We start from the raw sequence: 20,060 nt of genomic DNA, 5'->3' as shown, positions 1-20,060 counted from the left end.
ATGTTCGAATACGCCCCTGCGCCCGAGTCGCGCGCGATCGTCGACATCAGGTCGTCCTACGGGCTGTTCATCGACGGCGAGTTCGTCGACGGCGAGACCCTCGACAAGACGGTCAACCCGGCCACCGAGGAGGTGCTCGCCGAGGTCACCTGGGCCGGCACCCAGGACGTCGACCGCGCGGTCCGCGCCGCCCGCAAGGCGTACGAGAAGGTGTGGGGTCCGATGCCGGGCCGGGACCGGGCCAAGTACCTGTTCCGGATCGCCCGGATCGTCCAGGAACGCTCCCGCGAGCTGGCGGTGCTGGAGTCGCTGGACAACGGCAAGCCGATCCGGGAGTCCCGGGACGTCGACCTGCCGCTGGTCGCCGCGCACTTCTTCTACTACGCGGGCTGGGCCGACAAGCTGCCGTACGCCGGATTCGGCGCGGACCCCCGACCGCTCGGGGTGGCCGCGCAGGTCATCCCGTGGAACTTCCCGCTGCTCATGCTGGCCTGGAAGGTCGCCCCGGCGCTGGCCGCCGGCAACACGGTGGTGCTCAAGCCGGCCGAGACCACCCCGCTGACAGCGCTGCTGTTCGCCGAGATCTGCCAGCAGGCCGACCTGCCGGCCGGCGTGGTCAACATCGTCACCGGCGCGGGCGACACCGGCCGGGCGCTGGTGGAACACCCGGGCGTGGACAAGGTCGCCTTCACCGGCTCCACCGAGGTCGGCAAGGCCATCGCCCGGTCGGTGGCCGGCACCGGTAAGAAGGTCACCCTGGAGCTGGGCGGCAAGGCCGCCAACATCGTCTACGACGACGCGCCCGTCGACCAGGCTGTCGAGGGGATCGTCAACGGCATCTTCTTCAACCAGGGCCACGTCTGCTGCGCCGGTTCCCGGCTGCTGGTCCAGGAGAACGTCGCCGAGCAGGTGCTCGACGCGCTCAAGCGGCGGATGGCGCTGCTGCGGGTCGGCGACCCGCTGGACAAGAACACCGACGTCGGGGCGATCAACTCGGCCGCCCAGCTCGCCCGCATCCGGGAGCTGTCCGACGCCGGGGCCGCCGAGGGCGCGCAGCGCTGGTCGCCGCCGTGCGAGCTGCCCGAGCGGGGGTTCTGGTTCGCGCCGACCATCTTCACCGGGGTCACCCAGGCCCACCGGGTCGCCCGCGAGGAGATCTTCGGCCCGGTGCTGTCCGTGCTGACCTTCCGCACCCCGGCCGAGGCCGTCGAGAAGGCCAACAACACGCCGTACGGGCTGTCGGCCGGGATCTGGACCGACAAGGGCTCGCGCATCCTGTGGACCGCCGACCGGCTGCGCGCCGGGGTGGTCTGGGCCAACACGTTCAACAAGTTCGACCCGACCTCGCCGTTCGGCGGCTACAAGGAGTCGGGCTACGGCCGCGAGGGTGGCCGGCACGGGCTGGAGGCGTACCTCAATGTCTGAGCGGGTCGCGGTACGCAAGACGTACAAGCTCTTCATCGGCGGGAAGTTCCCGCGCAGCGAGTCGGGACGGTCGTATCTCGTGCAGGACTCGAACGTGTCACTGGCCTCCCGCAAGGACGCGCGGGACGCCGTGGTCGCCGCCCGCGCCGCCGTCAAGGGGTGGTCCGGGGCGACCGCGTACAACCGGGGTCAGATCCTCTACCGGGTGGCCGAGATGCTGGAGGGCCGCCGCGAACAGTTCGTCGCGCTCGGCGTGCCGGCCGACGAGGTGGACGCGGCGGTCGACCGCTGGGTCTGGTACGCCGGCTGGGCCGACAAGCTCCCCCAGGTGTACGGCGGCGCGAACCCGGTCGCCGGGCCCTACTTCAACCTGTCCGCGCCCGAGCCGACCGGGGTGGTGGCCATGGTGGCCCCCGGGTCCCCGGCGCTGCTCGGCCTGGTCAGCGTGATCGCCCCGGCCATCGTCACCGGCAACACGGTGGTGGTGGCGGCCTCCCCGTCGGCTCCGCTTCCGGCGGTGACCCTGGCCGAGGTGCTGGCCACCTCGGACCTGCCCGGCGGGGTGGTCAACCTGCTCACCGGCCGGATCACCGAGACCGCGCCGACGCTGGCCGCGCACCTGGACGTCAACGCGATCGACCTGGCCGGGGTGACCGATGCCGAGCTGGCGACCGACCTGGAGGTCAGGGCGGCGGAGAACCTCAAGCGGGTGCTCCGGCCGGTCCCGGCCGACCACGACTGGACGGGCGACCCGGGCCTGGGCCGGATGACCGCGCTGCTGGAGACGAAGACGGTCTGGCACCCCAAGGGGGTGTGATCGCGGGTGTCCTGCCGTGGGAGGGGTTCTACTACCGGGGGTAGGATTACCTGGTGACTCGGTTGGGCGATCTTGAGCGGGCGGTGATGGACGTGCTCTGGGACGTGGTCCCGGGCACGTCGGACGGGGTGACCGTGCGCGAGGTCGCCGAGGCGCTGGACGGGCGCGAGTTGGCGTACACGACCGTGATGACCGTGCTGGACCGGCTCGCCGGCAAGGGCATGGTGCAGCGCGAACGCGAGGGGCGGGCCTGGCGATACCGGGCCGCCGCCAGCCGTGAGGCGCACATCGCCCAGCTCATGCTCGACGCCCTCGACCTCGGTGGCAGCCGGGACGCCGCACTGGTGCGTTTCGCCCGCTCGGTGACCGGCACCGAGGCCGAGGTGCTGCGGGCGGCGCTCGGCGCGGAGGCCGGGCTGACCGGACCCGCACCGGCCGGTCCCGACGGCGGGTCGACCGGGGCCGGGCTGACCGACCGGGTCGGGGACCCGCGCGCCGGCCGGGCCCGGGCAGTCGACGAGGCCACGGACCGGTAGGGCGACCGCCGTGGCGTACGCCGTGCACTTCGCCGGGACGGTCCTGGCCTGCTGGCTGACCGCCCAGGTACTGGCCCGCGCCACCTGGACGTGGCGGGCCCCCCGGGTCGCGATCGTCTGTTGGCAGGCGGTCGGGCTGGCGCTCGGGCTGTCCGCGATGGGCCTGCCGATGGCGTTGGGGTTGACCGCGTACGACCGGCCGACCGGCGGGGCGCTGCTGGCCCTCGCCGACGACCTGGCCCACGGCACCCTGCCGGCCGGGGTGACCGCCGTCCACCTGGGCCTGGTGGGGGTGGGTTTCGGCATCGGCGCGGTGCTGCTCGGCACGACCGTCCGCAGCGTGCACTCCACGGTGCGGGCCCAGCGCCGGCACCGGGACCTGCTCACCCTGGTCGCCCGCCGGGACCCGGCGATCCCCGGCGCGCTGGTGCTCGACCATCCCGGTGCCGCCGCGTACTGCCTGCCCGGGGTGCGGCCCCGGGTGGTGGTCAGCGCGGGCACCCTCAGCCTGCTGGACCGGGCCGAGTTGGCGGCGGTGCTCGCCCACGAGCGGGCGCACGCGCAGGAGCGGCACGACCTGGTGCTGTTGCCGTTCACCGCGCTGCGCCGCGCGCTGCCGTGGTTCCGCTGGGTCGGCGCCGCCCACGAGCGGGTCGCCCTGCTGGTCGAGATGCGGGCCGACGACAAGGCCCGTGCGCTGCACGCCGAGGCGCCGCTGGCGGGGGCGCTGCGCCGGTTCGCCGCCGCCGGGCACCGGATCACCCCGGCCGGCACGCTCGGTCTCGGTGACCGGGACATCGACGTCCGGGTGCAGCGGCTGCTGGTCGCGGACCGGCCGCCCCGGCTGCTCGGGGCCGCCGCGCTGGCGGTGACGACCACCCTGGCCGCCCTGCCGATCTCGCTGTTCCTGAGCTGACGCCCCGGGTACCGGGCGGCGGCTCCACGCGCACGAATAGGTAGCCAAGCTACGTGTAGCATTGCTACGACAAGCGGGACTACCTGTGGAGAGGTTCATGGACACCCTGCTCCTCGCGCGCCTCCAGTTCGCCACCACCACCTCGATCCACTTCCTCTTCGTGGCGGTCACCCTCGGCCTGGCCACCCTCCTGGTCGGCCTCCAGACCACCTGGGCACTCACCGGAGACCCGAAGTGGGAGCGGATGACCCGCTTCTGGGGCCAGCTCTACGTGATCAACTACGTGCTCGGCATCGCCAGCGGCCTCGTGCTGGAATTCCAGTTCGGGCTGAACTGGAGCGGGCTGTCGCGCTACGTCGGCAACGTCTTCGGGGCTCCGCTGGCGATCGAGACGCTTGTCGCGTTCTTCCTGGAGTCGACGTTCCTCGGCATGTGGATCTTCGGCTGGCACCGGCTGCGGCGCGGCGTACACCTGGCGCTGCTCTGGGGGGTCGCACTCACCGCGTACGCCTCGGCCTTCTGGATCATGGTGGCGAACGCCTGGCTCCAGCACCCGGTCGGCTACCGGGTGCGGGACGGGGTCGCCCACCTGACCGACTTCGGAGCGCTGCTCACCAACCCCACCCTCGGCATGGCGCTGGGCCACGTGATCGCCGCCAGCCTGCTCACCGGCGGCATGCTGATGGCCTCGGTCAGCGCCTGGCACCTGATCCGACGGACCGCCGACTTCGCCCTGCACCGCACCTCGCTGCGGATCGGGCTGGTCACCGCCGCCCTGTCGGTCAGCCTGGTGCAGGGGTTCGGCTTCGCCCAGTTCGGCCCGGTCGGCGAGCTGCAACCCACCAAGTTCGACGCCGGCCCGACCGCCGACGCCCGGATCGCCGAGTGGACCACCCGGTTCGGCCCCGGCGACTACACCCCGCCGGTGCTGTCCAACGTCGGTCTCGGCTTCATGATCCTGATCGGGTTCACCCTGGGCTGCGTCTGGCTGCTGCTGCCGCTGCTCTGGCGGGACCTGGTGATCCGGCTGCGGTTCCCGCTCTGGCTCGTCCTGCTCGCCCTGCCGCTGCCGTTCGTCGCGGTGATCCTCGGCTGGCTCGCCCGGGAGGTCGGCCGGCAGCCCTGGGCCGCGTACGGGCTGCTCCCCACCGACGAGGCCGTCTCCCGCGTCGACCCGGGCCTGGTGCTCGCCTCCCTGATCGGCTTCAGCCTGCTGCTCGGCGCGCTCGCCGTCACCAACTGGACGCTGCTCGCCCGGCACGCCGCCCGGGGCGCGGTCGACCCGGCGCTCGGCCGCCCGCCCGGCACGCCCGACGACGAGCGTCGACCCACCCCCGCATTCGCCTGAGAGGACCCCCCGGTGCCCCTGCTCTGGTACGCCCTGCTCGGCCTCTTCTTCGCCGGCTACCTCGTCCTCGCCGGCTACGACTACGGGGTGGGGCTGCTGCTCGCCCGGCGCGACACCCCGGCCGCCCACCGCGCCCGGCTCACCGCCCTCGGCCCGTTCCTCCTCGGCAATGAGGTGTGGCTGGTGGCCGCCGTCGGCATCCTCTTCGGCGCGTTCCCCCGCCTGGAGGGCGAACTCCTCTCCGGGCACTACCCCGCAGCGGCCGGAGCGCTGGCCGGGGTGATCCTGGTCACCACCGGGATGCAGCTCCGCAGCCGGCCGACCAGCCCGACCGCCCGCCGGGGCTGGGACCGGGTGATCGTGGCCGGCAGCGCGCTGGCCACCTTCGGCTGGGGCGCCCTGCTCGCCGGGCTGCTCCAGGGCCTGCCGATCGACGCCGCCGGCCACGTCGCCGGGCAGACCCACCTGGCCACCCCGTTCGTCGCCGCCACCGGGCTCGCCCTGCTCGCCCTGGCCGCCGCGCACGGTGCGACGTTCCTCACCCTCCGCCTGCCGGCCGCCGACGCCCAGGCGACCGCCCGGCTGGCCCGTCGGCTGCTCGTCGGGGCGCTCGCCGCGGTCGCCACGGCCACCACGCTGGGCCTGCTCTCCGACCGGGTACGCGCGGCGACCCGCCAGCCGCTGCCCGCCGTACTGCTGGTGGTGGCACTGGTCGGGGCGCTGCTGGCGGCCCGCGCGGCGCTGCGCCGGGGTCGGCCCGGGGTGGCCCTGGTCGCCACCGGCGCGACCCTCGCGCTACCGGTGGCCCTCGTCGGCGCGGCCCGCTGGCCGGCGGTGCTGGTCTCCACGGTCGACCCGGCGGCCACCGTGACCGTCACCGGGGCGGCGGCCAGCGGGCCGACGTCGCAGCTGCTGGGCTGGCTGCTGCTGCCGCTCCTGCCGGCCCTACTAGGCTTCCAGGCGATGTGCTGGTGGGTGTTCCGGGGACGGACCGACGGCAGGGCACCGGTGTACTGGTGAACCGCCGTCCCTTCGACCCGCGTCTGCTGCGCCGGGTCCCCGCGGCCCGGCGCGACCTCGCCGTGCTCGCGGCCCTCGGCGGGCTCACCGCGCTGCTGGTCGTCGGGCAGGCCACCGCCCTGGCCACGGTGCTCGCCGCCGGCATCGGCGGCCGGCTGGACACCGGCGCGCTGGCCGGCTTCGTCGCCGCCGTCGGCGGCCGGGCCCTGGTCACCTGGGGGCAGGGCACCGTCGCCGCGCGGGCCGCCGCCACCGTGAAGGCGACGCTCCGCGCCGACCTGCTCGCCGCCGTCGGCCGGCACGGGCCCGGCTGGGTCGCCGGCCAGCGGGCCGGGCAGCTCGCCACCCTCACCGGGCGCGGCCTCGACGCGCTGGACGCCTACTTCACCGGCTACCTCCCCCAACTCGTGCTCAGCGTCACCGTGCCCGCCGCCGTGCTCGCCCGGCTGGTCTTCGCCGACTGGAGTTCGGCGCTGATCATCGTGCTGACCCTCCCGCTGATCCCGGTCTTCGGCGCGCTGCTCGGCTGGCAGGCCCAGGCCGCCACCGAACGGCAGTGGCGGCGGCTGTCGATGCTCGGCGGGCACTTCCTCGACATGGTCGCCGGGCTGCCCACCCTGCGCGCGTTCGGCCGGGCGCGGGCACAGACCGGGGTGGTCCGCCGGATGGCCGACGGGCACCGCGTGGCCACCATGGGGACGCTGCGGATCGCCTTCCTCTCCGCGCTGGTGCTGGAGCTGGTCGCCACCCTGTCGGTGGCGCTGGTCGCGGTACCGGTCGGCATCCGGCTGCTCGACGGCGGGATCACCCTGGCCACCGCGCTGCTGGTGCTGCTGCTCACCCCGGAGGCGTACCTGCCGTTGCGGGCCGCCGGCAGCCGGTTCCACGCCAGCATGGAGGGGCTGACGGCGCTGGACGAGGCACTGACCGTCTCCGCCGTACCGGCCGGGTCGACAGGCGGTGCCCCGGTGGACACCGGACACGCCCGGACGCCGTCCGGCGACGGCGAGATCGTCTTCTCCGGTGTCACCGTCGCCTACGAGCGGACCACCGCCCTACGGGACGTCACGCTCACCATCCGGCCTGGCGAACGGATCGCCGTCGTCGGGCCGAGCGGCGCCGGCAAGAGCACCCTGCTCGGCCTGCTGCTCGGCTTCGTCGCCCCGACCGCCGGCCGGATCACCGTGGCCGGGGTCGACCTGGCCGACGTCGACCACGACGACTGGCGTCGGCAGATCGCCTGGGTGCCGCAGCGCGCCCACCTGTTCGCCGCCACGCTCGCCGACAACATCCGGCTCGGCGCACCCGACACCCCCGACGCCGACCTGGCCCGCGCGGTCACCGACGCCGCGCTGGACGAGGTGGTGACGGCCCTGCCCGACGGGCTGGGCACCCTGCTCGGCGAGCGCGGCCACGGGCTGTCCAGCGGCCAGCGGCAGCGGGTCGCCCTGGCCCGTGCCTTCCTGCGGGACGCCCCGCTGGTGCTGCTCGACGAGCCGACCGCCCGGCTGGACACGGCGAGTGAGACGACCGTCCTGGACGCCACCCGGCGGCTGGTCGCCGGACGTACCGCCCTGCTGGTGGCGCACCGGCCGGCCCTGCTGGCCGACGCCGACCGGGTGCTGCACGTCGACGCCGGCCGGGTCACCGAGCTGACCCCGACCGCGGAGGCCGGCCGGTGAGCACCGCCCCTGCCCCCGGCGCGGGAGGCCCGCCGCCGCGCACCGGACCCGAGCGGGTGGTGCTGCGGCTGGCCCGGCCGTACCTGGGCCGGCTGGTCGGGGCCGGGCTGCTCGCGTCGGCCACCGAACTCGCCGGGCTGGCCCTGATGGCCACCGCCACCTGGCTGCTGATGAGCGCCGCCGGCCAGCCACCGCTGGACCGGCTCACCGTCGCCATCGTCGCCGTCCGGGCACTGGCCGTCAGCCGGGGGGTGCTGCGCTACACCGAACGGCTCGCCGGTCACGACGCCGTGCTCCGCATGATCACCGACGTCCGGGCCCGGGTCTTCGCCAGCCTCGCCGCCCGTCCGGGGCCGGCCGGCCAGCGCAGCGGGGACGCCCTGAGCCGGCTGGTCTCCGACGTCGAGGCCGTCCAGGACCTGCTGCTGCGGGTGCTCGTGCCCGGGGCGGCGGCCGCCCTGGTCGGGGTGCTGGCCGTCGGCGGGGCCGCGCTGGTCTCGCTGCCCGCCGCCGGGGTGCTCGCGGTCGGGTTGCTGGTCGCCGGGGTGGTGCTGCCGGTGCTCGCCACCGCGTCGACCCGCCGGGCCGCCGACGAGGTCGCACCGCTGCGCGGCGCGCTCGCCACCGACGCCGTCGACCTCACCCACGGTGCCGCCGACCTGGCCGCCTTCGGGGCCACCGGGCAGGCGCTGCGGGCCGCGACCCGGCGCGCCGACCGGTTGGCCCGGCTGGAGCGTCGGCTCGCCGCGACCGGGTTCGCGGTGGACGCGGCCGGGGTCCTGGTGGCCGGGCTGACCGCCGCCGGGGTGGTGCTCGCCGCACTCCGCGCCGACGTGGCCGGGGTGCTGGTGGGGGTGCTCGCCGTCGGCACCCTCGCCGCGGTGGAGATCGCGTTGGCGCTGGTCGGCGCGGCGCGTCAGCACACCCAGCTCCGCGCCGGCCTGGCCCGGGTGGCCGCCCTGCTCGACGACGCCCCCGACGGTGACCCCGGGACCGGGCCCGGTCGGCGGCGACCGGCACCGGAACCCGGCACCGACGCAGCCGACGGTGTCCCGGTGGACGCGACCACGACGGGGCTCGACGTGCGGTTCGAGGGGGTCGTCGTCCGGTACCGGGAGGGGGCCGCGCCGGCGCTGGCCGGGTTCGACCTCGACCTGCCCGCCGGACGCCGGATCGCGGTGGTCGGGCCGAGCGGGGCGGGCAAGAGCACCCTGGCCGCCGTGCTGACCGGGGCGGTACGACCCGACGCCGGCCGGGTCACCCTCGCCGGCCGGGACGTCTCGGCGTACCCGCCCGAGGAGTTGCCCCGGGCGGTCGGTGGCCTGCTCGCCGAGGCGTACGTCTTCCACGCCTCGGTCCGGGAGAACCTGCTGCTCGGCCGGCCGGACGCGGGCGAGGCGGAACTGGTCGAGGCGACCCGTGCCGCCGGCTTGCTGGACTGGGTACGCGAACAGCCGGACGGCTGGGACACCGTGGTCGGCGAGGAGGGCGGTCAGCTCTCCGGCGGGCAGCGGCAGCGGCTCGCGCTGGCCCGGGCACTGCTCGCCGCGCCCGGCGTCCTGGTGCTGGACGAGCCGACCGAGGGGCTCGACCCGGTCGCCGCCGACGCGGTGCTCGCCGGGACGCTGGCGGCCACCCCCGCCGGACGCTCGGTGCTGGTGATCACCCACCGGCTCAGCGGTCTGGCCGGGCTGGACGAGATCGTGGTGCTCGACGCCGGGCGGGTCGTCCAACGGGGACGGCACACCGACCTGGTTGCCGCCCCCGGCTGGTACCGGGACCAGTGGCTGCTCCAGGCGGCCGCCGAACGCGGCTACCTGGCCCTGACGCCCTGACCGGGGCGGCGTCCCGGGGCGGCCCAGGGGCGCGGGTCCGGGGATCTCCCCGACGCGCGGGCGCACCGGCGCATGACAGGGTGGTGCTATGCGTGCCTGCGACGGGACGGGGATCGACGAGCGGCTGCGGGATCTGGGGTCCCGGCTGCGGGGTCCGGCGCGGCTGCGGACCGAACTGCTCCGCGAGGCACGCGACGCGCTGGACGACGCCACCGAGGCGTACCGGGAGCGGGGTCTGCCGGCACCGGAGGCCGAGCGGCGGGCGGTGGCCGATTTCGGTACGCCGGCCGACCTGGCCCCGACGTACCAGGCGGAACTGGCCGCCGGGGCGTTACGCGGGCTGTCCCGGCGGGCGCTGCTGATCGCCCTGGTGCTGACCCTCGGCGGTGACCTGACCTGGCAGGGGTCGAGCTGGAGCGGTGGGCCGCCCCCGCCGCCGGGCTACCAGGTGCTCGCCGCTTCGGTGGACGGGATCTGGCTGGTCGTGGCCGGGTTGGCGCTGGCGGCCCTGCTGGGCGGGCGCTGGGCGGCCCGGCGGGGCCGCGGCGGCCCGCCGGCCGAGCGGCTGCTCGGGCTCGGGCTGGCCGGCACGCTGGTCGTCGGCGCGCTCGCCGGGGTGGCGCTGTTCGCCTGGTCGGCCGGGCTGTGGGACGCGGCCCTGACCTGGCCGCCGATGATCATCGGTTCGGTGCTGGCCGGTGCTGCCTATTTCACCCTTTTCCGGGCCACCCGGCTGTGGCTGGTGGCCGCCCGCTGACGTCGCGTCCCGGCGGCGGCCCACCCGGCCGGCCGGGGGTTAGTCGCGGCCGGGGCTCAGGCGGGGCCGGGGCTCAGGCGGGGCCGGGGGGTGGGGCGGCGGGGTCGAGGAAGCGGCCGACGGTCGCGCTGAACTCGCGCCAGCCGGCCCGTTCCCCGGCCAGCGACGCCCGGCCGGAGTCGGTGAGCCGGTAGGTGCGCCGCTCCCGACCGTTGACGGTGCTCCAGGAGCTGGCCACGTGGCCGGCCCGCTCCAGCCGACGCAGCGCGGGATAGATGGTGCCGGTCGGCAGGTCGAGCTGCCCGTCGCTGCGCGCGCGCAGTGCCTCGATGACGGCGTATCCGTGCAGCTCCCCCTGCTCCAGCACGGCCAGGAGCAGGGCGTCGAGGTGACCGTGCAACGCCTGAGCCTTCATGTGTAGTTACGCTACTTGTCGACCCGCCGGACCGCCAGCGGGACACCGCCACCGGACGCCGCCGAGGTGCGGGTTCGCGCCACCGCCGGGGTGCGGGGTCCGCCGACGCAGGGACGCCCATTAGGGTATGTGCCCAGAGTCACTCGGCGACCGCGCGGTCGCCGGGTGGGTAAACCCGACGCACACGGAGGTCAGCGTGGCCCGCCAGTCGCCCCAACGGCCCGACGCCGACGAACCCGAGCTCGGCGACACCGATGGGCCGACCGGGCCCGACGTGGAGTCCGGCCCGGTCGACCGCTCGCTCTGGGAAGAGCTGAACATCGATCCGGTCGAGATCGCCCTGCCCGCCGGCACCGGCTTCACCCTCCGGGCGTACCGGCCGGCACGCGAGCTGACCCCGACGGACGTCGTCGAGCGCGACGAGGACGATCCCTTCCTGGCCCGGCGTCAGGTCGTCGAGGCCGAGGACGACGACGAGGTGATCATCCTCGACGAGGAGTTCGCCGCACTCACGGCCGAGGACGACGAGGCGGACACCAAGGCCGAGGGCGACGGCAAGGGCAAGCGGGCCGACCGCAAGCGCGACACCGCCGACGCGGACACCGACGCCGTCGACCCGGACGCCGACGCCACCGACGACGACCCGGACACCGACGACGACAGCGACGAGGACGCCGACGCCGAGGGCGACGAGGAGGTGCCGGTCTTCCTGAGCCACAAGGGCCGGCTGCTGCTGTTCAAGACGCCCGAGTCCTTGGTCAGCTTCATCCGTTCCGGCGCGCCCAACGACCTGTCTCAACTGGACGGTTGGAATGAACTGTCCGAACGGGTGGAGCCCGCCGACATCGCCCCGCGCGACGAGGACACCTACGAACTCGACCTGGTCGTGGAGAACCTGCGCGGCGGGCACGACACGTGGGACCCGACCCTGCTCATCGAGGCCGGCGAGGTCGCCCGCGACCTGTCGTACGCGCTGCGGCTACCCGCCGTGCTGGACATGCTCTCGGCCGGTTCCAGCCTCGACGACCTCGACGAGGCGCTGCGCGCTTCTGTCAACGGCGGAGTCGGTGGTTTTCTCGGCCGTAGGCGGCTGAAAAAAATCGGGGCCCAGACCGCAAGCTTGGGATGGCGCACCATTGTCGGCAAGATCTCTGCCGTCGTGGACTGGCGCGACTGACCCCGAGCGGGGAGCATCAGTGGCTGGCAGTGAATAGACCGGTGTCCCGGGAGGAGGACGACGCCTTGGCGCTCGTGCGCGTGTACTGCGGTCTGGCCTCGGCAGATCCGGCCGACCGACCGGCCTCGGCCGGATCGACGCTGACGTCCGCCGTGGTCGACGACGCAGGCCGTCTGCTGCATGTCCACGAGATCAGCGACGACGCGGCCGGCTACGCCCGGCTCGTCACGCTGTTCGTGGAGCGGTCGGGCGGGCCGAGCGGCGTGGCGATCGCGGCCGACAGCGACGACCACGCGGTCACCTCACTGCTGAGCGCGGCCGGCCGTCCACTCGCGATCGCCGACGACGACTCGGTCGACGACTTCGCCGAGCGGTTCGCCGACGACGACTCCCTGGAGGAGATGCAGTCCGCGCCGGCCGAGCGGCGGGCGGTGGGCCTGGCCCGCGCCCTCCAGGCCGGCGCGCTCTCCGCGGTCACCCTGCCGGCACCCCGGGACCTGGCCGGTTTCAAGCAGGTCCTCTCCGCCCACGCCGCCCTGTCCAGCGGCCGGCACTCCGCCGCCGTGGCCCTGCGCGAGGTGCTGCGCGAGCTCTACCCGGCGGCCCTGCGCGCCTACCCGGACCCGGCCGAGCCGGTGGCGCTGGCCGTCCTCGACGCGTTGCCCGAGCCGAACATGCTCACCGGCACGTCGGCCCGGGGGCGGGACATGTCGGTGGCCGCCGAGGCGGTCACCGCACGGCTCACCGCCGACGGGGTCGCCGAGGCCGGCGAGATCGAGGCGGCGGTCACCGCGCTGCGGGTGGCCGTCTCCGAGACCCCACGCCGGGCCACCGTCAACCGGGCGCTCACCTCCGCCGTCGCCGAGACCGTCAGGCAGTCGGTCGCTGCGGTGCGCGCCTGTGACGCCGGCTGCGAGGCCCTGGTGGGCGCGCTCGCCACCCGGGTCAGCGCCCCGAGCCCGTTGCCCGGTCGCCGCGCCGCCGCCCGTCGGGGCGAGCAGGTCGCCGAGCTGACCGGGATCAGCGGCACCGGCCCCGGGCTGCGTCCGGTCCGGCCCGCCGAGCCGGCGCCGCCGGTGCCGACCGGCCGTCGTAGTCGTCCCGAGCCGGTCCCCGGCAGCGGCATGCCGGCCGCGCCCCGACCGCTCGGCCCGCCGCCGGTGGCACCCGCCCCGATCACGCCGCCGCCGGTGGCCCCGGCACCGGTCACCCCGGCCGCTGCGGCCGGCCTGCCGACCTCGGTGCCGCCCGCGCGTACCGACCCGGGCATGCCGGCGGTCCATCGCGGATCGGACGCTCCGACCACCATGATCCCGCCGATCCGTCGCGGGATGGACGCCCCGACGAACCGGCCGGTCTCGGCCCCGCCGCCGCCTCCCCCGGGGATCACCCCGATCGCTCCGGCACAGCGCGGCACCGTGCCGCCCGCCGAGGCCGGTGAGCCGTTCCGGCCGACGCTGACCACCGCCGCGATCAACAACGCCCGCGCCGAGCGGCAGCGCACCGTGATCCCGCCCCGGCCGAAGACCGCCGGTGCGCTCTCCGCCCCCACCGGCGGATTCAGCGCCACCGACCTGAACGTCCCGGTGCCGGTCAGCCGGCCCGAGCCGGAGCAGCCCACCGCCCCGCCCGGCTCGCGGGCGAACTGGCCGCTGGTCAACAACCCGGAGGATCCGGCCGACAGCTCCGCCAACAACCCGGTGGTGCCGGCATACGGCGAGCGGGGCGGCCGGCCGGCCGACGCGCCCACCGACGCCGGTGCCGGCCGGCGCATCACCCCGCCGTGGCTCGCCGACGACCTGCCGCAGGAGCCGCCGATGTTGCGGCTGGTGGAGCCGCCACCGCTGGCCGACCGGGCCCTGCGGGACGGGCTGGACCCCCCCGCCGACCCGCACCTGGACACCCCGCCGCTGCGGCTGGTGGACCGGGACGAGGCCGGCCGGGCCGGACGACCCCACCGGGCGGAGCAGCTGGACCGCCCCACCCGGGCCGAGCGGCCCGGTCGGCTGGACCGGCCCGCCGACCGCCCCGAACGGCTCGACCGTGCGGAACGGCCGGAGCTTCTCGACCGGGTCGAGCGGCCGGCCCGCGGTGACCGGCCGGGCCTGGAGCGGCGACCGGAACCGGCCGAACGCCGTCCCGCCCCGATGGAGCACCGCCCGCCACCCGTCTCCGACGAGGGAGACGGCGACCTGCTGATCTTCGCCCAGGCCAAGTCGGCCTGGTTCGTCGGGCACAGCGACGAGAGCGACCTGGAGTGGTCGTCGACCGCCGACACCGGTTGGCAGGCCGCCGAGAAGGTGGCGCAGCCGGCCGTCGGCGCGGAGACCTCCGCCGGGCTGCCCAAGCGGGTGCCGCAGGCCAACCTGGTGCCCGGGTCGCCGCTGCGCGAGGAGCGTCCGCTGCGGATCGTCCGGGACGCGGCGAGCCTCGCCGAGAACACCACCGGCTACTTCCGTGGTTGGCGTCGTGGCCAGGAGATCGGCGGTTTCGCCGTCGGCGGCCGACCCGGCCGGGAGGCGGCTGGCGGCTGGGACTTCAGCCGCGACCCGACCGAGCGGGACGACGACCGGGAGTACGAGTTCCGCTCCGCCGGCTACCGGTCCTGACCCTCTGACGACTCACCGCTGGCCCGACCGGTTCATCCGGTCGGGCCAGCGCCGTTGTGCGGCCCTCAACGCACCCGCCCCACCCCCGGGGGTCCTCCCAGGCCGTCGACCCGCGCAGCGGCCCGCAGAGCCGGCCCGCAGAGCCGGCGCACCGGCTGGGGCACCACACCTCTGCGCCCGGCCCCAGGAATCCCCACCACGCCATGCGGACACGACCGCCGGGGACCTGCCTCTCGTGGCGCGCGGGTCACCGGCCGCGCGGGGCACGGAGAGCACGAGGGCGGAGAGCCGCCTGCCGGCATACCGGACCGGGAACACGGACGCGCCCGGTCGCGGCCGAAGCCGCCACCGGGCGCGTACGGAGTCGGTCAGGCCGGCGCGACCGCGCGCGAACGGCGCATGGTCAGCACGTACTCGACCAACGAGATGAGCACGTGCTTGGTCGACTCCCGGTTCCGGGCGTCGCAGGCGACCACCGGCACGTCGGTCGAGATCGCCAGCGCGTCCCGGACGTCCTGCGGGTCGTGGTACTGCATCCCGTCGAAGCAGTTGATCGCCACCAGGTACGGCAGCCGCCGATGCTCGAAGAAGTCGATCGCCGCGAAGCAGTCGGCCAACCGACGGGTGTCGACCAGCACCACGGCACCGATGGCACCCCGGACCAGTTCGTCCCACATGAACCAGAACCGCGTCTGACCGGGCGTACCGAACAGGTACAGGATCAGATCCCGGTCGATCGAGATACGGCCGAAGTCCATCGCCACCGTGGTCGTCGTCTTGCCCGGCACCTGCCGGGTGTCGTCGACGCCCACACCGGCGGAGGTCATGATGGCCTCGGTGGTCAGCGGCGTGATCTCCGAGACCGAGCCGACCAGCGTCGTCTTGCCGACGCCGAACCCACCGGCGATAACGATCTTCGCCGACGTCACGCGCCCGTTCGGGGCAGGCGGCCGCTGCGACATGTCAGAGCCTGCGAAGTCCACTCAGCACCCTCTCCAGCAGTTCAGTGCCCACCGCGTCGTCCGAGTCGTCCAAGATGGTCGGCTCGTGGACCGCGACCAGGCCGTCCGTCGCCATGTCGGCGATGAGCACCCGGGCCACGCCGAGCGGGAGCTGCATCCGCGCCGCGATCTCGGCGAGCGACTGCACACGTCCGTCACACAGCGCGGCGATGTACTGGTGCTCCCGGCCCTGACCGCCGTTGCCACCGGCAGCAGCGCGACCGCGCACCGTCGTCTCGACGAGCGCCTCCAGGGCGATGTCGAGCCGGGGACGGGTACGACCACGGGTCACGGCGTACGGTCGGACCAACGCCCCTGTCGGTTCGTCACGATCGACCATGTCGCCGCTCACCTCCTTCGTCCCCGGCACCGGCTCTCACCCGGTGGAACCCGTCGTTCTTGTCGTCCCGTGCCGACCAGGCGGTCAGCCCGGTCAGCCCATCATCCCGACAGCCGTACGGGCCTGCGGCGTGAGCGCGTCACCGACCCGGTCGACCAACAGCGCCATCTCGTACCCGACCTGACCGACGTCGCAGCTGCGCGCGGCCAGGACGGCGAACGACGACCCGTCCGAGATGGACATCAGGAACAGGAAACCGTTGTCCATCTCGACGACGGTCTGCAACACCGCGCCGCCCTCGAAGCAGCGGGCCGCGCCCTGGGTCAGGCTGACCAGGCCGGACGCGATCGCGGCCAGCTGGTCGGCCCGGTCCCGGGGCAGGTCACGCGACGAAGCGAGGAGCAGGCCGTCGGCGGAGACCGCGACCGCGTGCGCGACACCCGGCACCCGGTCGGCGAAGTTGGCCAGCAGCCAACCCAGATCCTGCGTAGTTGTCATCCTTCATGCTCCTTCTGCCCGCTCCCGCCCGCCAGGCCGGAGCCAGACGACGAGGATTGCTGCCCGCCCGGAGTCGCGTCCGGGTTGGTGGGGTTGTCCGAGGTGGTCCGGCCGCGTTGCACACCTCGATGGTAGGCCGAGAGCAGCCCCCTGACCGCCTCCGGCGTCCGCCGCTGCACCGACGTGGTCGGCTTCTCGATAGCCCCCGGTACGAGCTGCGCCATCGGCGTCCGCTTCGGCAGACCGGTCTGGGTGGTGCCGGCCACCGGCGCCTCGGTCGCGGCCACCGCGGCCCGCCAGCCCTCGTCGGCGGCGGTCTGCCAGCCGGCGGGCTGCGCGGCGGAACGTCGGTTCGCCGGGCTCTCGCCCCGACCGGGGAACCCGCCACCGTTCACTGTCGACCCGTTGTCACGCGGCACGCCACCGGCCGGCGCAGTGTCTGCCATCGGTGCGCTACCTGTCGTCCCTGGTGCGGTGTACTGGGCCGGGTGACCGGCGGTGTCGACGGCTGCGTGGGTGGCCGTCGTGCCGTTGGCCGCCTGCTTGACGCCGGCCGCGTCCTCGGGGCCGGGCTTACGGGTACGGAACCAGGCCGACTCCAGCTCCCGGAAGATCGGCAGCTCCATCGTCTCGTCCGCGTACCGCTGCTGGGGAACCTGCTGCGGTGCCGAGGGCCGGTTGGCCGGCGTCGTCTGGGCGGCCCGCACCGGCGGGGCGGGCTGCCGCGTGACCGGCGCCGCCGGCTCGGAGCGGGGCACCCGGGGCAGCTCGGTGGTCATGTCCAGCGCGGCGGCGAGCCGCTCGGGAACCGGCGGGGTGGCCGTGTCCCTCTCCGGGTTCGCGACCGGCGGCCAGGCCGGCGGGGCGGCGGCACCCGGCGCGGCCCCGCCCGAGGTGGGCCGGGACGGCAGCGGACCGGTGGGCGACCCGGAGACCGGCGCGACCGGGCCCGGCTGACCGGCGTACGGGGACGCCGACACCGGGTAGCCCGGGGCAGGCTGGCCCGACACCGGGTAACCGGACGTCGGCTGACCCGAGACGGGCTGACCCGAGACCGGTTGACCGGACACCGGGTAGCCGGAGACCGGCTGGCCCGAGACGGGCTGGCCGGACACCGGGGCGACCGGGTACGCGGGCGGCAGCGGCGGGGCCGACACCGGCGGCACCGACGGCACCGGCGGGGAGCTGTACGGCCGGGCCTCGGGGCTGCTCGGCAGCTGGCGCGGAATGACCGGCTGCTGGCCGGTGCTGTCCGGGTCGTCGGTGCTCCGCCGCTGCGGCAGCGGGTCGATCGCGTGCCCGTTGGTGGCCCGTGGGTTGGTGAAGCCGTCGCCGCCGTTGATCCCGCTGGCACCGGTGAGGTCGGACCAGGCGGGCATTCCGCGCCCGCCGTTGGCGGGGGCGGCCGAGCCGTTGCGCGGTGCCGGGTCGAAGGGCCGACCGCCGAGGGTGACCTGGTTGCCGGAGTCGCCCGGCCGGGGGGCCGGCGGTTGGCCGTTGCCGAGGGCGGGAAGCGCACCGAAGGCCGGCGCGGCACCGGCACCGCCGAAGGCCGGTGTGGCACCGGAGCCACCGAAGGCCGACGCGGCGCCACCGAACGCCGGGGCGGACCCGCCGCCGAACTGCGGCCCTGCGGCCGGCAGGCCCGGCGTGCCGGGGGCCCGGCCGGTGAGCGCACGGGGCACCAGTACCGACGTGGGCAGGACGACCTCGGCCACGGTGCCCCGGTCGGTGCCGGGACGCAGCTCGACCTTGACGCCGTGCCGGGACGCCAGCCGGGCCACCACGACCAGGCCCATCATCCGGGAGACGGCCACGTCGACCTGGGGTGGCGTGGCGAGCCGCTCGTTGAGGTCGGTCAGCTGCTCGGCACTGATGCCGATGCCCCGGTCCTCCACGTAGAGCGACGCGCGGTCGCCGACCCGACGGGCCTCGACCATCACCTGGGAGTCCGGCGGGGAGAACGCGGTCGCGTTGTCGAACAGCTCGGCGACCAGGTGCACCAGGTCGTTGACCGCGTGCGCGGAGACCTCGATGTCCCGGTCGATGACCCCGAACTCGATCCGGGTGTAGTGCTCGACCTCGGACTGGGCGGCGCGCAGCACGTCGATCAGGGCGGCCGGTTCACGCTGCACGCGGGTCGAGTCGGCACCGGCGAGGACCAGCAGGTTCTCGTCGTTGCGGCGCATCCGGGTGGCCAGGTGGTCGAGCTGGAACAGCTCGGCCAGGCGGTCGGGGTCCTCCTCGCCGCGTTCCAGCCGGTCGAGGTGGCCGATCAGCCGGTCGACCAGGATCTGCGAACGGCGGGCGAGGTTGACGAACATCGTCGCGACCGAGGAGCGGAGCGCGGCCTGCTCGGCGGCCGTCCGGACGGCCTCCAGGTGGACGGCGTTGAACGCCTCGGTCACCTGGCCGAACTCGTCGCGGCTGCGGACCGGCAGCGGCTCGGCGATCTGGTTGGCCAGCTGGTCCGGGGACTGCTGGCCGGTGAACTGCGGGTCGCGCAGCCGGGCCACGGCCTGTGGCAGGCCGAACTGGGCGATGGACAGGGCGCCCTGGCGCAGTTCCCGCAGGGAGCGGGCCATCGACCGGGCGACCAGGTAGGCGAAGAGGATCGCCAGCAGCAGCATGCTCAACAGCAGGCCGGTCTCCAGGAAGACCTGACGCTGCACGTCGGAGCGCAGCTCGTCGGCCTTGGCCACCACGTCGCTGTCGAGGCGCACCTCGACGGCCCGGTTGAGCTGGGCGTACGCGACCATGGCCGCGTCCCACTGGTCGGTGCTGAAGGTGAGGCCGTCGAGCTTGTCGCCGTTGAGCGCGCTGACCTGACCGGCGTAGATGTCGGCCTGCCGCCGGTCGGAGCCGGAGACGGTCTGGTCCTGGAACTCGCGTTCGGCGCGGCTCGCCACGGCCTGGAAGCTCTGCAGGGCCTGCTGCTCACCGGTGTTGCTGGAGATGTACAGCTCACGCAGGGCCGGGGTGTACGCCTTCTGGAGCAGCACCTGGTGCACCGCGATCCGGCGGACGGAGGCGTACTCCTTGGCGCGGGCCATCGCGGCGGCGGCGCGCATCTGGTCGCTGAGGTCGTTGTCGCCGGCGAGCTGGGTGGCCGAGTCACGGATGGTGATCAGGTTGTTGATCAGGCCGGTGTACCGGCTGACCGCCTCGCTGAGCCGGAGCTTGCCGTTGTAGACCTGGCTGCGGATGCCGGGCATCTCGGTCAGGTCGCTGTCGATCCGGTCGAGCTGCGTCTCCAGGGAGGCCGGCAGTCCCTCGATCTCGGCCCGCTGCTGCGAGTACGGCGCCTTGGACTGGTCGACCCGCTGGTTGACCCGGTTGTACGCCTCCTGGTATTGGGCGCGGGCCTGCCCCTTGGGCGAGCCGAGCAGGAGGACGGCGTTGGTGCGCTCGTCCTGGAGGGTGTTGACGAGGTCGCCTGAGTAACCCACCAGGTTGGCCAGGTCACCGGCCCGGTTGGCGTTGTTGAGCGTCTGCAGGTGGTCCACCAGTCCGCTGGTGCCCACGACGACCGTGGCGATGGTCGGCACGATCATGATCAGCCCGAGCTTGGACCAGATCGGCATGTCGCGGAGCCGGCCGGCCGGCCGACGCAGACGCGACAGGAAGGAGTTCGCCGTCGTTGGCCGTTTGCTCACGTCACCGCCCTCGCGATTACAGCGTCTC

At 74.8% G+C, this 20,060-nt stretch carries 15 protein-coding genes and 1 pseudogene; 11 read left to right on the top strand and 5 right to left on the bottom strand.

Going from position 1 to position 20,060, the window contains the following annotated elements:
• The 9 genes from ACN261_RS12965 (at window position 1) to ACN261_RS12925 (ending at window position 10,336) form a co-directional block, all read left to right on the top strand.
• On the top strand, window positions 1–1,425 hold the full coding sequence (locus ACN261_RS12965; protein WP_425853591.1) for an aldehyde dehydrogenase family protein: 1,425 nt from the start codon (window positions 1–3) through the stop codon (window positions 1,423–1,425).
• Window positions 1,418–2,242: an aldehyde dehydrogenase family protein gene (locus ACN261_RS12960; RefSeq protein ID WP_425850235.1), complete on the top strand. Its 825-nt coding sequence runs from the start codon at window positions 1,418–1,420 to the stop codon at window positions 2,240–2,242. The genes ACN261_RS12965 and ACN261_RS12960 overlap by 8 nt, the downstream gene beginning before the upstream one ends.
• 53 nt (window positions 2,243–2,295) lie before the next feature.
• Window positions 2,296–2,778 (top strand): BlaI/MecI/CopY family transcriptional regulator, encoded by a 483-nt coding sequence (locus ACN261_RS12955; protein WP_421485467.1) that lies wholly within the window; start codon window positions 2,296–2,298, stop codon window positions 2,776–2,778.
• 10 nt (window positions 2,779–2,788) lie between these two features.
• A complete protein-coding gene (locus ACN261_RS12950) occupies window positions 2,789–3,694 on the top strand; it encodes a M56 family metallopeptidase (RefSeq protein ID WP_421485465.1) in 906 nt (301 codons plus the stop codon).
• A 97-nt stretch (window positions 3,695–3,791) separates the two neighbouring features.
• A complete protein-coding gene (locus ACN261_RS12945; protein WP_425850232.1) occupies window positions 3,792–5,042 on the top strand; it encodes a cytochrome ubiquinol oxidase subunit I in 1,251 nt (416 codons plus the stop codon).
• A 12-nt stretch (window positions 5,043–5,054) separates the two neighbouring features.
• Window positions 5,055–6,062, top strand: a complete 1,008-nt coding sequence (locus ACN261_RS12940; protein ID WP_421485463.1) for a cytochrome d ubiquinol oxidase subunit II — start codon at window positions 5,055–5,057, stop codon at window positions 6,060–6,062.
• Window positions 6,059–7,744, top strand: a complete 1,686-nt coding sequence (gene cydD / locus ACN261_RS12935) for a thiol reductant ABC exporter subunit CydD (protein ID WP_421485461.1) — start codon at window positions 6,059–6,061, stop codon at window positions 7,742–7,744. The genes ACN261_RS12940 and cydD overlap by 4 nt, the downstream gene beginning before the upstream one ends.
• Complete coding sequence (gene cydC / locus ACN261_RS12930; RefSeq protein WP_425850228.1) at window positions 7,741–9,579, top strand: thiol reductant ABC exporter subunit CydC; 1,839 nt, start codon at window positions 7,741–7,743, stop codon at window positions 9,577–9,579. The genes cydD and cydC overlap by 4 nt, the downstream gene beginning before the upstream one ends.
• A gap of 88 nt (window positions 9,580–9,667) precedes the next feature.
• Window positions 9,668–10,336, top strand: coding sequence for a permease prefix domain 1-containing protein (locus ACN261_RS12925; RefSeq protein ID WP_421485458.1), 669 nt, complete (start codon window positions 9,668–9,670; stop codon window positions 10,334–10,336).
• Window positions 10,337–10,409: 73 nt separating this feature from the next.
• Here the strand turns inward: ACN261_RS12925 and ACN261_RS12920 are convergent, their stop codons facing one another.
• The gene (locus tag ACN261_RS12920) at window positions 10,410–10,751 is read right to left on the bottom strand and encodes a PadR family transcriptional regulator (protein ID WP_421485456.1); all 342 of its coding nucleotides are present in this window, start codon (window positions 10,749–10,751) and stop codon (window positions 10,410–10,412) included.
• A 127-nt stretch (window positions 10,752–10,878) separates the two neighbouring features.
• On the opposite strand from ACN261_RS12920, the gene ACN261_RS12915 reads away from it, so the two are divergent.
• Window positions 10,879–11,928: a DNA primase gene (locus ACN261_RS12915; protein WP_425850226.1), complete on the top strand. Its 1,050-nt coding sequence runs from the start codon at window positions 10,879–10,881 to the stop codon at window positions 11,926–11,928.
• A gap of 1,334 nt (window positions 11,929–13,262) precedes the next feature.
• Window positions 13,263–14,537: pseudogene (locus ACN261_RS12910) on the top strand (hypothetical protein); the annotation flags it as partial.
• A 368-nt stretch (window positions 14,538–14,905) separates the two neighbouring features.
• On the opposite strand, the gene ACN261_RS12905 reads toward ACN261_RS12910, so the two are convergent.
• The 4 genes from ACN261_RS12905 to ACN261_RS12890 form a co-directional block, all read right to left on the bottom strand.
• Window positions 14,906–15,499 carry a GTP-binding protein gene (locus ACN261_RS12905; protein ID WP_088643912.1) on the bottom strand — a complete coding sequence of 198 codons (594 nt, stop codon included), beginning with the start codon at window positions 15,497–15,499 and terminating at the stop codon, window positions 14,906–14,908.
• Between the two features lies 1 nt (window position 15,500).
• The gene (locus tag ACN261_RS12900; RefSeq protein WP_088643989.1) at window positions 15,501–15,878 is read right to left on the bottom strand and encodes a DUF742 domain-containing protein; all 378 of its coding nucleotides are present in this window, start codon (window positions 15,876–15,878) and stop codon (window positions 15,501–15,503) included.
• Window positions 15,879–15,971: 93 nt separating this feature from the next.
• The gene (locus ACN261_RS12895) at window positions 15,972–16,376 is read right to left on the bottom strand and encodes a roadblock/LC7 domain-containing protein (RefSeq protein WP_067304724.1); all 405 of its coding nucleotides are present in this window, start codon (window positions 16,374–16,376) and stop codon (window positions 15,972–15,974) included.
• Window positions 16,373–20,032 (bottom strand): nitrate- and nitrite sensing domain-containing protein, encoded by a 3,660-nt coding sequence (locus ACN261_RS12890; protein WP_421485454.1) that lies wholly within the window; start codon window positions 20,030–20,032, stop codon window positions 16,373–16,375. Before ACN261_RS12890 ends, ACN261_RS12895 begins: the two co-directional genes overlap by 4 nt.
• Between the last annotated feature and the right edge of the window lie 28 nt (window positions 20,033–20,060).

The organism is Micromonospora sp. WMMD723, assembly GCF_049863385.1.
Lineage (GTDB): Bacteria > Actinomycetota > Actinomycetes > Mycobacteriales > Micromonosporaceae > Micromonospora > Micromonospora wenchangensis.
Note: the sequence above shows the minus strand (reverse complement) of the source record. Positions and strands in the feature narration are given on the sequence as shown.